Genomic DNA, 12,285 nt, shown 5'->3' with positions numbered 1-12,285 from the left:
GCTTGGTCGGGCGGCGGAACTGCTCGAAGCCCTTGTCGGCGGCCATGGCGAGGGTCTGTTGCTTCATGCTCCGATCAACGCATCAGCCGTGCTCGTGGTGGACCTTTTTCAGCGTTGCCCTAGCCTTGCCGTAGGGCATTCGGTCTTGAGGGTCGAGGGGGTCGGACACAGCGCTACTCGACCATTCGCCCATTCGCGTCCAGTTCGATGTAGCCATCGGGCGTCTCAACAATCGCACCGCCGCATGCTCTCGCGAGGTGTCGGGCGACGGTCTTCTGCATGGCCCAACCCGGGTCGCTGAAACCCTCCTGAACCACCGAGATGCCGGCTCTTCCAACTTTCGCGCGAGCAGCGAGTTCGCGGTCCCTTGCGGTCGGGCCAGGATCGCCGGGCGGCAATGGTGCCTGGATCGTCATGACCTGGAGCCCGGGAACCAACTCTTGCAACCGGTGGCGGCTCATGACCTTTCTATCCATGCGGGAGACGTTCAGGTAAAACGCAGTGCGCTTGAGCCCCCAGGATTCAGAGCCGACCAGTTCCTCGGCGATTTCCTTCGGATAACCGGCAACCTGCTCCTCCGTGAACCGGTGGTACTCCCAGGTGTGAGGTTCCGGCAACGCTGAAGGCAGCGCCACTGCACACGACAGCCAGACAAAGATGTCGTAACTCATGGGCCATGATATCGCGACAGCTCGCACGGTTTATGCATCGCCACATGCGTCGCTGGATGCACGACGCAACATCACTTCACAGTGCCACAAGAACGATCGGGCCCAGCAGACATTCGGCAGAGGCTGCAGTCGACTCGTCTCACCGCCTATTCTCGAATGTGGGTGTCTTCGAGGAGGTTAACGCCCAGGACTTGGGCTGGGTAGCCTCGACGAAAGAACTCGGGCGCGGCGCACGCTGATTCTTGATGCGAAACGTACAACTCGTCGCTGCACATGCGACGCGCATCTGCTGAGGGCGCCGGGCTATGCTCGAATTCCACTTCTTCAAGGTAAACAGTGTCACCTCGCACTGCTCTCGCGGCATCACTCAGACTAGCGGCCATTACAACAATGCGCCACCTAGCAGTATGTCAGCAATGCATGCCTCTTGATGGCGATACGCGGCTATGGACACTCCGGAAGACTTAGTAGATTGTTGGGCTGCTCACCGTCGTCTTCAGTCTTGAGGTATTTGTTCCCCCATCGACTTGTTGCCACAATCACCCAAACACTCTTTCCACCAACGGAAACGTAGAACTGCCATTTTCCCGCCTCGACTCCCGCTATCGCCTCCTGCTGACCGAGCTTCCATCGCGTTCCATCGGGGTTCACTCCCCCAACGCTGTGAATTCGGTCATGAGGATCCATACGGGGTGTCTTGTTGATGCACGTAATCTGAACGTTCTGCGCCATGTCGCCCTCCTTCGCTTGAGTGGAACTTTAGCCCCGAATGTGAATGGAGTCATCGCCATGTCGGCGGAAGCAAAAAGACCTATGTACCGGTGCCGCTTATATCCGCGTTCAATCCTGCCTCTTCGCGATCAATTCGATCGCCTGCGGGTCAACCGCAATGGAATGAATCTCGGTCGTCCCGTCTGACCGGGACCAGCTGAGACTCACCCAAACCAGCCCGTCGTCGTAGACATCGAATACCTCGAGTTCTTGCCCCAGCATGGACGAAACGTCGGCCAGTTCGGACCCGGCTAGCCGCTTCAGGATCGAGGGGCGGATCGCAAGCAGGCGAACGCGGTCGCCAGGTTCGATAACCTGGCCACTACGATCAACGCCGAGCCTCGGGGTCGTCATGAGTTGTGTCTGGACCGTCGAGCGAAGGAGACGTGGGCAAGCCTTCCTTCTATCTTCTTGACGCTTCAAGCAGCGCCCACACCACCAAGAACAGCGGGACGATGGCACACAGCATCAGGATGGGCTGTTCAAAGGCCCGGGCGTGCGGCACCAGGTTGACCGCGGCCATCACGATGAGGATGGCCCAAGCCTGCAACGCGATCCATTCCAACGCCGTCCCGCCATGGAAGTAGTTGCCGGTGTTGGAAAGGAATAGTGCCAAGTGAAAGCCAAATGCAGCAAGGTAGTAGGCTGCCTTCGCGGTTGCACGCGGCCGGACCCCTTCCACATTCAAGGTCTTCTCCTCAGCCCGATCGAACACGCCGCCTCACCTTCGTCTTCAACTGGGATAGAAGGCTTCTCGCGTCATCACGCTCGTCCTCGGCTATATATCGGGACGACAGAGCGTCGGCAAGGTATTTTCGGGCTCGCTCGGCACTGCTGCTCGAACGCTGTTTGAAGTAGATCCTTCCTAGTTCATAGGCGGCCGAACCATCTCCTTGTGCGTAAGCCTTCTTGAACCAGAACTTGGCACGCGGGAGGTTGCCAGCGTTGCGGTAGCAAACCGCGAGATTCAGGCACCCTGCAAGATTGCCGCGCAGCGCCGCACGTCGATACCAGGCGAAGGCACTGTTGGGGTCCTTCTTGACACCAATGCCGTGGTCGAAGAAGTAGCCGACGCTGTTGAATGCGTCTTCCTCACCACTCTGCGCGGCAGCCAGAAATAGCTTGAACGCACGCTTCCTTTCACCGGCATCCCATGCAGCATTTGCCAGATCGAACAGAGAGGAAGGCCGGGCACTCGTCATTTCTGCTTCGTTTCGTCGCCTGGCCAATCCGCAGGCTTCTTCTTTTCCACTGTCTTTCCGGTCTGGTGATCCTTGCACAGGATCTTGTCGGGATCGGTTGGATGATTCCTGCAGTGCTTGTACGGGTTGTTTGTCCCCTTTCCCGACGAACCGCCGGTAGCACCTCGCTCCCCTCGGCCGCGACTCTCCGTGCACCACTCGATGAAGTCCTGGAGCCACCGTGGGAGCGAAGACCCAGTACCGCTTGCCGGTGAGTACGTGTCTGTTCTTGGATCATAGCCGCCGCCATTGCGGCCACTGGAGGGCGATGGGAGCGGTAAAGGCAACCCGCCCGAGCCGGGCAGAACCGCTTGCAAGCCGTTGGGGTCATTCTTCGTCAGAGGTGAATTCTCTGCGTAGGCGTATCCGTTGAAGCCGCCAGCAAGCCCGATAGGATCGAACTGCGTGTACCTGCCGTCGCCCGGGCGAAACCACCGCCGGGCGTTGTACGCCAGATTCGACTCCTCATCCCAATACTGCCCCGGAAACCTCAGGTTGTACTCAACCGGCGGCTTCGTCGCCCTCACCACCGTTCGCCCGTCCATCGTGCTCGTCGCCAGAACCCCCGTCGGCTTGTTGTTCCCGAACGCCGAGTACGGCCACTGCCACACGGGTTGGTTGTCCGCGTTCGTGATCAACCGCGGCGTGCCGAGGTGATCGGTGTGCACGGCGTACAGCTTGCCGTTCCTGTACAGCCCGATCGGGATCGGGTCGCCACGCTCCGTGGGCAGCCAGATGTACTCCGTCGTGCCACGCCCTTGCGCCGAGCCGGTGTCGTACTCGCCGAGCAGCGCCCACGCAGGAAGCACCGGGTCCGCGTAGACGAACACCTGCCCGATACCGCGAGTGGGCCCTTTCGTGAACAGCCAGCCGAAGTTCTTGCGCAGCCAGTTGACGAAGCCCGAGCCCAGCGTGTCCTCGTTCGGCAGCGTCTGCTCGGCCTCGGGCTCGGAGCGGAACACCCGCTGCCCCTCGCCGTTGTACCGATAGCGGATACGCGCCGCCTCGCCGCCGCGTGCGATCACCACCTGTGCGAGATTGTTGGCGTCGTCATACTCGAAGGTGCGCAGCCCGTCGCTGACGAGAGCGCCGCTCTTGTCCAGCGTGTAGCGGACAGTCGCCGTCGATGCGGCAACGGGCTGCCCGTTGCGCGTCGTCACCGTGGTCTGCGTGAAGCCGAGCAGGCGGTTGCTGCCGCTTTCGATGTTGGTTGACTGCGCGGTGCCCTGCGTGAACCCCGGCTGGTCGAATGCACCTTCGAGGTCGACGTCGCTGCCCTGGGTCTCGACGGCCGAAAGCCGGTTGCCGTTCGGGTCGTACGTGAACTTGCTCTCGGCTCCCGCGCGCGAGAAAACCGTCAGGCGATTGCGCTGGTCATAGCCCGCGGTCCAACGAACCGGCAGCTTGTACAGCTCCGGCACCGTCGTTGTGCCTGTCGTCACGGAGCGCGTGGCCCACAGGTCCTGCCGCAGCCCGACGATCCTCGACGCCGCGTCGTACTCGTAAGCCGAGAACTCCGTCGACGTGAGCCTGCCGTCCAGGTCGAAGGTGCGCGTGGCGGTGTCGCCGTTGAACCACGACCACTTCGAGGGTTGCGCAAGCGGTGTGTGCTTCAGGTTCGTGACGAAGGGCGTCGGCGCCTTGCGCCCCGGCAGCTGCACGTCGATGCCGACGATGCGCCCGAATGTGCGGCGGTACGTGACCTTCAGGCCACTGACGTACGTGATGCTCTTGACGTCGTCGTGCTCGTACTGGAACGAGATCGTCGAGCTGAACTGCGCGTGTGCGGGCAGCATGAGGCCCGTGGCAAGCAGCACGCAGGCTGCGGCGATCGAACTGCGAAGTGGCATTCGCTTCTCCCTTGAACCGCCGCGACTCTAGTGATGAGTCGCGCGCGGGACAAGGCCGGGAATGTCCCGGGGCCACTTCAGACTTCCGGATGATGTGCTTCGCAGCTATCCGTGCTGCGCCCGGTGCTACATCTGGAACCCCGCCAACCTCCCCGGGTCCAGCACGCGAATATCCCTCTTGTCCATCTCGATCAACCCCGCCGCCTCCAGCTCGTGCAGCACGCGCGAGAAGTACTCCGGCGTCAGCGACAGGCGCGACGCGATCGTGGCCTTGCTCACGGGCAGCGAAACCTGCAGAGGCCCGTCGGCGTCAGCGCCCTCGTCCGCATCGCGCAGCAAGTAGCCGATCACGCGCTGAGCCCCCGTGCGCAGCGAATACGCCTCCACGTCCCGCACCAGCCCATGCAGCCGCCGCGAGATGCCGGCCAGCATGTGCAGGCTGAACTTCGGGTCGCGCTCGATCTCGGCGAGCACGGCCTGCTTGCCGACGCTCACCACGAGCGCATCGGTCAGCGCCTGCGCGCTCACGATATAGGGCCGCCCCGTGAACATCAGCGCCTCGGCAAACGTGCTGCCCGGGCCGATGATCTCGATCACCTTCTCCTGCCCGTTGGGTGACAGCGCATACAGCTTCACCTGGCCGATCACGGTCACGTGGAACTCGTTGCAGGGCTCGCCCACGCGGAAGACGTGCTGTCCGCGCGCCAGCCTCCTGATGGTGCTGCCCTCCGCGACGCGCGCGAGCTCCGCGGGCGCCACATCGTGGAAGAGCGGCAGCGCAGACAGATAACGGGGCAGGTCGAGGCCCGGGCGTCCCTGGTTGTCCATACGTCGAAAGTGTGCGCAATCGACGTGGGCGGATTTTGCGTTAGCTCAAACGCGGTGCGGCGCCGGCCGCCCGCCGGTCGGCCACCAGGGCAGCGCCACCAGCCACGCCGTGGCCGCGCCCGAGAGCGCCCACGTCTGCGCGGGCGGCAGCACCGCGGCCAGCGGCAGGAAGGCCAGGTAGAACCAGTCGATGCCCACGGTCGTCACGGCCGTCGCGAAGTCCGCGGGGCTGCCCTGGCTGAGCGCGGGCTTGATCAACGACAGCAGCACCAGCGCGCCGGTCAGCATCGCCGCCACCGGCCACGGCGGCGACGTGCGCGCCAGCGGCAGCCGGTGCACGTGCACCCACATCAGCAGCAGCACCAGCAGCGGCAGGCCCACGTGCAGGAACGACAGCAGCGAGAAGAACCGGTCGCTCACGCTGCCCGCATGCACGAAGTTGCGCATCAGCGTGCCGCCGAACATCGGCAGCCAGTCCAGCCACTCGAACGTGACGGTCAGCGTGAACTGCGCCAGCTTGTCCCAGGGCAGCATGTAGCCGTTGATGCCGCACACGAACACCAGCCACGCGAGCACCACGCCCGTCACCCACGAGAACCAGCGCTCGCCATGGAAGCGGCCGAAGGCAAAGTGACGCAGCAGGTGCAGGACCATCGTCACCACCATCGCGTCCGACGCGTAACGGTGCACGCTGCGCATGATGCCGCCCGCCCACCACTGCGCATGCGTGAGCGCCTCGACGGAGCTGTACGCCTCCTCCACGCCCGTCTCGAAGAACGCGTACAGGTACAGGCCGCTCGCGCCCACCACCCAGAAGAGGTAGAAGCTCATCGAGCCCAGGTGGTGCACCGGGTTCAACTTGACGCCCACGCCGTGCGACAGCCAGCGCTCCACCTTGCGGTAGATGGTGAGCAGGGCGTACTGCAGCCAGCGCATCTACACCGCCGCGGCTGCGCCTTGCGGCAGGTGTTCGCGCTTCATCGCGCGCACGACGACCACGAGGAAGAGCAGGCCGCCCAAGATGGCGATCGCGCCGCCCAGGCCCATCAGGCCCATGCCGGCCACTTCGCCCGTTGTGCGCAGGACTTGCTCGGTGCCGGCAACCTTGCGCTGCACGCCGTAACCGCCCGACCACACGAGGCCCACGATGTGCATCAGCTGGCCGATGCCGTAAACCCACGGCTGCGCGTTTGCCAGCCTGCCTTGCGGGGTCGAGTAGCCGAGGGAGGGGAGCAGGCGGTAGACCACGCCCATGAGTGCGAGCGTCACGCCGACGATGCAGCCGTGGTAGTGCGCGGGGATGCGCACGTTGCTGCCGGCGATGAAGATGCCGATGATGCCGCCTGCCGCAAAGAGCAGGATCGACGACAGCAGTGCGGCGCGCAGGGGATTCAAGACGCTTTGGATCCCCGCCTGCGCGGGGATGACGGCCGCTGCCATTTGCGACTTCGCGGGGATGACGGCCGCGGGGAGCACGGCGAGGGCGACGGGCAGGATCGCCGCGCCGCCACCGAGGCGCATCGCCCACGTCAGGATGGCGCGGTGCTCCACCGAGGCGACGTCGTGTGCCAGGTACGCGACGGGCGTGGCGAACACCGCAGCGAGTGCCAGCGCGAACATCAGCACCACCAGCCGCGGCGAAAGCGGCACCTTCGCGCCGCACGCAGCCGCCAGCCACAACCACGCCACCAGCATCAGCAGCGTCCACGTGAACTGCAGCGCATGGCCGCCGCCCCAGAACAGGATCTCGTAATAGGCCTTGCCCTCCAGCTCCGCCGGCACCACCGCGTACGACCACACGAAAGCTACCAACGCCACCGCCGTCGCCACCGCCGCCGCATTGAGCCCGAACCGCAGCGCCCCGCGCCCATCGAACCGCAAGCCCAGGCGCGGCGCATGCCACAGCGTGTGCAGCACGAGCACGGCCACACCGATGCCGAACACGGCCAACCCACCGATGAAGAACGGCCCCGTGAGCACGGGGATGTAGTTGGCCATCACCGCCCTGCCCGCGCCCAGGAATGGCGCCAGCGCCATCGCGCTCGTGCCAACGGCGCACAGCCCGAGCGCCGCCCACGCCATGCGCAGCCGCGCGGCCGCGCCGTTCAGGCTCCACAACATGCCAGCCAGTGCGAAAAACCACACCAGCACCGACAGGTCCACGTGCGCAACCAGCGCCACGTGGAAGAAGTCCGCCGCGGGCAGCAGCGCGTTGATGCCGGGCGTGCGCGAGATGACCAGCAGTACCGAGAACAGCCCCGAGGCGCCGAGGGCCGCAAGGGCCAGCCAGAGCCAGCCGCGCGCGAGGTCCAGGCGCGCGTCGGTGGGCGTGTCCAGGTCGTAGGGGGTGGGTTTCATGACAGCGTGATCCCCTTCGCGTTGTCGAAATCGATGACGAGCACCTGCGCGGGCGCGAGCTTCACCGTGGCTTCGCGGGTGTGGTTGAACGGGTCGCCCGGCGCGTCTTTCATGCGCACGGTGAGGCGGTGTTCGCCCGCGGTGAGCTGCACGCGTCGGTACAGCGACGACGCGCCGTCGCGCGACAGGCCCGCGGGCGGTGCGCTTTCGCGCATCACGTTGACGCCGTCGATGTCCAGCTCCACCAGCACCGGCACGCGCTCGCGGCCGCACTTCTGCGGCGCGCGCATGTTGGGCGGCAGCCGGGCCAGCTCCTCGGCGGTGTAGGGGCGGCAGGGCTCGACGCGCTGGCCGTGATGCAGCAGCGTGACCGTCACCACTGCCGTGCCTGGCGGCAGCGCCTGCCATGCGGGCGCGGTGGAGAGCAGCGCGACCAGCGCCATGAACGCCGTGTACAGCGCCGCCTGCAGCGGCCACTCAAACCGTCGCCGTGCCGCGGCCATGCCGGCGCTCCCTGCGCCGCACCCGCCATTCGTTCAGCATGTACAGCAAGAAGAAGAGGATGAAGGTCACGCCGCCCGCCACCTCGAGCGCGAGGCCGTAGTCGACGCGGTAGGTGCCCGTCTTCGGGTCGTAGACGGTGCAGAGGATGCGCACCTGCTCGATCAGTGCGTCGATGGCACCGGGTGATGCGAGGGGCGCGCCGGTTGCGAGCTGGCCCAGGGCTTCGGCGAGCTCCGTGGTGCTGCCCTTGTCGCCGTAAACCTGCCGCACGATGCGTCCGTCGGCGTCGACCACCGTCACTTGCAGCACGTGGTCGAAGCCCGCCGGTGTGGCGGCGTAGCGGAAGCCGAAGTCCTCCGCGAGTCGCGCCACCCCTGCGGCGGGTGCGCTGAGGAAGTCCCATCCCGGCCGTGCGATGCGTTGCTGCGCGGCGAAGGCCTTCATCGCCTGCGGCGAATCGGCGGGCTGGTTGAAGCCGATGCTGGCGACGGCGAATGCGTCCGGGCCGAAGCGTGCCTGCAGCGCGGCCACCGATTCGTCGAGCGAGCGCGTGGCCGTGGGGCACACCTGGAAGCAGCCGGTGTAGATGAAGCTCACGAGCAGCGGCTTGCCGCGGTATTTCGCGAGCGGCACGGGTCGGCCTTCGCGGTCCAGCAACGTGTGCGCCCCAACCGTGCGCCCGACGGCCGCCTGGCTGGCGCGCATGGCGTCGCGCGCGTCCAAGGCGTCCACCTGCTGCGCGTGCACGCCTGCCACCGCGCAGGAGAGGACAACCCACAGCCACCTCATGCAACTACCCCAACAACGCATCCAGCGGCGCCGCCACGAGCAGCGCGCTCAGCTGGATGAGCGATGCGAAGAAAGAACCCATCGCGCTCCTGCGCGATGGGCAAAGCGCAAGCAGCCACGCTTTGCGCAGGAACCAGGTGCCGGCCGCGACGGCAGCCACGCCGTAGACCGCCCCGGCCCCGAAGAACACGGGCGCGATGGAGGCGGCGACGAGCGCCACCGTGCTCGCGAACACGATGCGCGCCGCACGCGCATCACCCACCACCACCGGCAGCATCGGCACGCCGGCCTGCTCGTAGTCCGCCCGGTTGGCAATCGCCAGGCTCCAGAAGTGCGGCGGCGTCCACAGGAACAGCACCAGCGCCAGCAGCCACGCATAGGGCCCCGGCATCGGCTGCACGGCCGCTGCGCCCGCCATCACGGCAAAGCTGCCCGCGAGACCTCCAACGACGATGTTCCAGTGCGTACGCCGCTTCAGCCACAGCGTGTACACCACGCCGTAGAAGAACGCGCCAAGGAACGTGTACACCGCAGCCGCCGGGTTGAGCACCGCCCACGCCGCAGCCACCGCCGCCACCAGCATCGCCGCCATCAGCAGCAGCCACGCGGGATGGTGCGGCAGCGCACCGGTGGCAAATGCACGCTTGCGCGTGCGCGCCATCAACCGGTCGGCCTCGTACTCCGCATACTGGTTGAACGCGCCCGCGCTGGCGCTGGCAACCAGCACCGCCAGCGCGAGCACCGCCACCTGCACGCCGGTGAGCGCAGCGCCCGGCTGCACCGCGATGCCGACCAGGGCCGTGGCCATGATCAGCACGCCGATGCGCAGCTTGAAGAGCGACAGGACGTCCCGCAGCACGGCCCGCCCCTTCAGCTGAGGCCCCAGACCTGGCCGAGGTACTTCCAGTTGATGAAGTAGTACAGCACGAACGCCAGCAGGAAGATCATCGCCAGCACGAAGGTGCCCGGCGCCGCGAAGCCCGCGGACCCGTACGACTGCGCCACCGCCGTGGGCGCCGCGCGCGGCACCGGCGTGAACTTCGGGCTGGCCTCGCCGCCTTCGAGCTTGCGCCCGAACAGCAGCGAGCCCACCGTCACCAGGATGTAGATGCCGCCGCCCGCGATGGCGACCACGCCCGCGATGCCGAGCAGCCCCATCATCAGGTAGGCCGCGCCGGGCCATTCGTAGCCGAGCGCCGCGCCCTGGAAGGCCATGTCCCAATGCCGGCGCGAGACGCCGAGCGTGCCCGCGCCCATCATCACCAGGCAGAAGAAGTACATCGAGCCGCCGAACAGCCACGGCTGGATCCGAGCCAGCGGCTTGAGGATCAACTCGCGCTTGAAGAGCGCCGGGATCAGGAAGTACGTGATGGCCATGAACGTGAGCGTGGTGCCCACGACCACGGTGGCATGGAAGTGCCCCGGCACGTAGATGGTGTTGTGGATCAGCATGTTGAGCTGCTCCGTGCCCATCATCACCCCCGAGATGCCCCCCAGGAAGCCGAAGCCGATGATGGCGATGAACACGCCGCTGAAGGTGGGGTCGCTCCACGGCGCCTTGCGCAGCCACTCGAACAGGCCGCGCGTGTAGCCCTTCTGCCGCTGCGCCACTTCGATGGCGCCGGGGATGGTGAGGCCGTGGATCATCGACGCCAGCACCGCGAAGTACATGAAGTAGCTGGTGTTCATCACCTTCCAGCCGGTGGACAGGCCCGGGTCGGCCAGCAGGTGGTGCGCGCTGGCGAGCTGCAGGAAGAGGATGTAGAGCAGGAAGGCGCCGCGGCTCACGCGCTCGCTCATCGGCCTGGCGCCGAAGGCGATGGCCGCCGCCGCGTACCACAGCGCGATGTGCGCGGACACGTTGATCTGCTGCGACGAATGGCCGAAGGCCCACCAGATGGTGCGGTAGATCAATGCGTCCACTTCCTTCACCACGCCGATGGACATGAGGAAGGTGGGGATGAGGATGATCGCGCCCGAGGCGATGGTGAAGACCGCGATGATCGCCGCCGTGATGGCGCCGAAAGTCACCAGCGGCACCGAGCCCTCGTAGGTTTTCTCGCGCCTGGCGACCACGAGCGTGCCGAAGAACACGAAGCACCCGATGAGCGCGCCCACGGCGAAGAGGATCAGCCCGAGGTAGAACGCGGGAGACGCCATCATCGGCACGTACGAGGTCATCATCACGCTGCTGCCGCCCTGGAACACGGCGACGTTGTTGGTCACCGCGCCGATCAGCATCAGCGCGAAGGCCAGCCAGGCCATGTTCGGCGTCGCAAGCCGGCATCGCAGCAGGGTCGACGACGCGAAGTACAGCACCGCCATCTCGAAGAAGATGATCCAGAAGATCAGCATGTCGATGCCGTGCGCGGTGAGCACCATGTAGAAGGTGTCGGCCGGCAGCCAGTGGATGGAGGGCCAGCGCGTGAGCACCACGCCGATGGCGAGGATGCCGCCCACGAGCAGCGCGACCACGGCCGTCACGGCGTTGACGATCATCAGCCGCTCGGCTTTCGCCTCGAACTGCAGGCCGGTGCGCGGGCAGGTGCGGTAGCTGGTGGCGGCCGAGGGCGACGCCGGGGGTGCGGGGTAGGCAACGGTGGTCATGTCGGGCCCTCGCTCACTTCACGTAGATGCGGCCCACCATCTGGTGGTGGTTGATGCCGCAGTATTCGTTGCAGACGACGCTGTAGGTGCCCGACGCGTTGGGCGTCACCTTCACCACGTGCTCGTAGCCGGGGACCACCTGGATGTTGATGTTGGCCGGCTGCAGCGAGAAGCCGTGGTTGTAGTCCATGGCGGTGAGGTGCAGGCGGTAGGTCCTGCCCTTCTCCAGCTCCAGGATGGGCCACCACGCCCACAGGCGCGCGATCATGTACACGTCCTCGGTGGCGGGCGGCGCGACGACGGGGATCTTCTGGTCGGTCTCCGTGCGCACGGTGTACTTGTCCACCATGGCCTGCGCCTTGGCCGCGAACCTGTCGGGGGTGGTCTTGTACGTCTCGGTGCTGAGGTTCTGCTTACCGTAGACGTGCCAGTAGATCATCATGAAGAACATGACCATGCACCACGCGAAGGCGATGACGATCCACGTGCCTTCGACGCGGTCCAGCGGGTGCTTCCACCAGAGCCGTTCGGCCGGGGGGAGGATGGCGCTCATTGGGCATCCTCCCACTTGACGCTGCTTTGGCCGAGTGCTGAGGTAGCAATCGGACTTCCGTGCCCCTGTGGTGATTGCCAACGGCGCTGGCAACTCGATTGCCCGCATGAGAC

At 65.9% G+C, this 12,285-nt stretch carries 14 protein-coding genes; all 14 read right to left on the bottom strand.

Annotated features, from left to right (window positions below):
- Positions 1–173: 173 nt before the first annotated feature.
- The 14 genes from H8R02_RS29880 to H8R02_RS29815 all read right to left on the bottom strand — a co-directional run bounded on the left by H8R02_RS29880 (position 174) and on the right by H8R02_RS29815 (position 12,172).
- Positions 174–671: a hypothetical protein gene (locus H8R02_RS29880; protein ID WP_187085657.1), complete on the bottom strand. Its 498-nt coding sequence runs from the start codon at positions 669–671 to the stop codon at positions 174–176.
- A gap of 444 nt (positions 672–1,115) precedes the next feature.
- Entirely contained in the window at positions 1,116–1,403 is a 288-nt protein-coding gene (locus H8R02_RS29875; protein WP_187085655.1) for a DUF3892 domain-containing protein, read from the bottom strand.
- 108 nt (positions 1,404–1,511) lie between these two features.
- Positions 1,512–1,796, bottom strand: coding sequence for a hypothetical protein (locus H8R02_RS29870; RefSeq protein ID WP_187085653.1), 285 nt, complete (start codon positions 1,794–1,796; stop codon positions 1,512–1,514).
- Positions 1,797–1,845: 49 nt separating this feature from the next.
- Entirely contained in the window at positions 1,846–2,157 is a 312-nt protein-coding gene (locus tag H8R02_RS29865; RefSeq protein WP_187085651.1) for a hypothetical protein, read from the bottom strand.
- On the bottom strand, positions 2,141–2,644 hold the full coding sequence (locus H8R02_RS29860; protein ID WP_187085649.1) for a tetratricopeptide repeat protein: 504 nt from the start codon (positions 2,642–2,644) through the stop codon (positions 2,141–2,143). The genes H8R02_RS29865 and H8R02_RS29860 overlap by 17 nt, the downstream gene beginning before the upstream one ends.
- The gene (locus H8R02_RS29855) at positions 2,641–4,533 is read right to left on the bottom strand and encodes an RHS repeat-associated core domain-containing protein (protein ID WP_187085647.1); all 1,893 of its coding nucleotides are present in this window, start codon (positions 4,531–4,533) and stop codon (positions 2,641–2,643) included. Before H8R02_RS29855 ends, H8R02_RS29860 begins: the two co-directional genes overlap by 4 nt.
- Positions 4,534–4,659: 126 nt before the next feature.
- Entirely contained in the window at positions 4,660–5,361 is a 702-nt protein-coding gene (locus H8R02_RS29850) for a Crp/Fnr family transcriptional regulator (protein WP_187085645.1), read from the bottom strand.
- Between the two features lie 45 nt (positions 5,362–5,406).
- Positions 5,407–6,297, bottom strand: a complete 891-nt coding sequence (locus tag H8R02_RS29845) for a cytochrome b N-terminal domain-containing protein (RefSeq protein ID WP_187085643.1) — start codon at positions 6,295–6,297, stop codon at positions 5,407–5,409.
- Positions 6,298–7,719 carry a cbb3-type cytochrome c oxidase subunit I gene (locus H8R02_RS29840; protein ID WP_187085641.1) on the bottom strand — a complete coding sequence of 474 codons (1,422 nt, stop codon included), beginning with the start codon at positions 7,717–7,719 and terminating at the stop codon, positions 6,298–6,300.
- Positions 7,716–8,222, bottom strand: a complete 507-nt coding sequence (locus tag H8R02_RS29835) for a DUF485 domain-containing protein (protein WP_187085639.1) — start codon at positions 8,220–8,222, stop codon at positions 7,716–7,718. Before H8R02_RS29835 ends, H8R02_RS29840 begins: the two co-directional genes overlap by 4 nt.
- Entirely contained in the window at positions 8,197–9,012 is an 816-nt protein-coding gene (locus H8R02_RS29830) for an SCO family protein (RefSeq protein ID WP_255429645.1), read from the bottom strand. The genes H8R02_RS29835 and H8R02_RS29830 overlap by 26 nt, the downstream gene beginning before the upstream one ends.
- Positions 9,013–9,016: 4 nt before the next feature.
- On the bottom strand, positions 9,017–9,871 hold the full coding sequence (cyoE, locus tag H8R02_RS29825) for a heme o synthase (RefSeq protein ID WP_354005000.1): 855 nt from the start codon (positions 9,869–9,871) through the stop codon (positions 9,017–9,019).
- Between the two features lie 11 nt (positions 9,872–9,882).
- Positions 9,883–11,619 carry a cbb3-type cytochrome c oxidase subunit I gene (locus H8R02_RS29820; RefSeq protein WP_187085635.1) on the bottom strand — a complete coding sequence of 579 codons (1,737 nt, stop codon included), beginning with the start codon at positions 11,617–11,619 and terminating at the stop codon, positions 9,883–9,885.
- A 13-nt stretch (positions 11,620–11,632) separates the two neighbouring features.
- Positions 11,633–12,172: a cupredoxin domain-containing protein gene (locus tag H8R02_RS29815; protein ID WP_187085633.1), complete on the bottom strand. Its 540-nt coding sequence runs from the start codon at positions 12,170–12,172 to the stop codon at positions 11,633–11,635.
- Positions 12,173–12,285 lie beyond the last annotated feature (113 nt).

The sequence above is a fragment of the Ramlibacter albus genome, assembly GCF_014297445.1.
Classification (GTDB): Bacteria; Pseudomonadota; Gammaproteobacteria; order Burkholderiales; family Burkholderiaceae_C; genus Ramlibacter; species Ramlibacter albus.
The sequence above is the reverse complement of the archived record's forward strand: the minus strand, read 5'-3'. Positions and strand labels throughout refer to the sequence as shown.

Excerpts from the sequence above, each read along its gene's own strand:
- H8R02_RS29840 (WP_187085641.1), bottom strand. The coding sequence starts at position 7,719 with ATGAAACCCACCCCCTACGACCTGGACACGCCCACCGACGCGCGCCTG.
- H8R02_RS29830 (WP_255429645.1), bottom strand. The coding sequence starts at position 9,012 with ATGAGGTGGCTGTGGGTTGTCCTCTCCTGCGCGGTGGCAGGCGTGCAC.
- H8R02_RS29845 (WP_187085643.1), bottom strand. The coding sequence starts at position 6,297 with ATGCGCTGGCTGCAGTACGCCCTGCTCACCATCTACCGCAAGGTGGAG.
- H8R02_RS29850 (WP_187085645.1), bottom strand. The coding sequence starts at position 5,361 with ATGGACAACCAGGGACGCCCGGGCCTCGACCTGCCCCGTTATCTGTCT.
- H8R02_RS29860 (WP_187085649.1), bottom strand. The coding sequence starts at position 2,644 with ATGACGAGTGCCCGGCCTTCCTCTCTGTTCGATCTGGCAAATGCTGCA.
- H8R02_RS29880 (WP_187085657.1), bottom strand. The coding sequence starts at position 671 with ATGAGTTACGACATCTTTGTCTGGCTGTCGTGTGCAGTGGCGCTGCCT.
- H8R02_RS29815 (WP_187085633.1), bottom strand. The coding sequence starts at position 12,172 with ATGAGCGCCATCCTCCCCCCGGCCGAACGGCTCTGGTGGAAGCACCCG.
- H8R02_RS29875 (WP_187085655.1), bottom strand. The coding sequence starts at position 1,403 with ATGGCGCAGAACGTTCAGATTACGTGCATCAACAAGACACCCCGTATG.
- H8R02_RS29870 (WP_187085653.1), bottom strand. The coding sequence starts at position 1,796 with ATGACGACCCCGAGGCTCGGCGTTGATCGTAGTGGCCAGGTTATCGAA.
- H8R02_RS29855 (WP_187085647.1), bottom strand. The coding sequence starts at position 4,533 with ATGCCACTTCGCAGTTCGATCGCCGCAGCCTGCGTGCTGCTTGCCACG.
- H8R02_RS29820 (WP_187085635.1), bottom strand. The coding sequence starts at position 11,619 with ATGACCACCGTTGCCTACCCCGCACCCCCGGCGTCGCCCTCGGCCGCC.
- H8R02_RS29835 (WP_187085639.1), bottom strand. The coding sequence starts at position 8,222 with ATGGCCGCGGCACGGCGACGGTTTGAGTGGCCGCTGCAGGCGGCGCTG.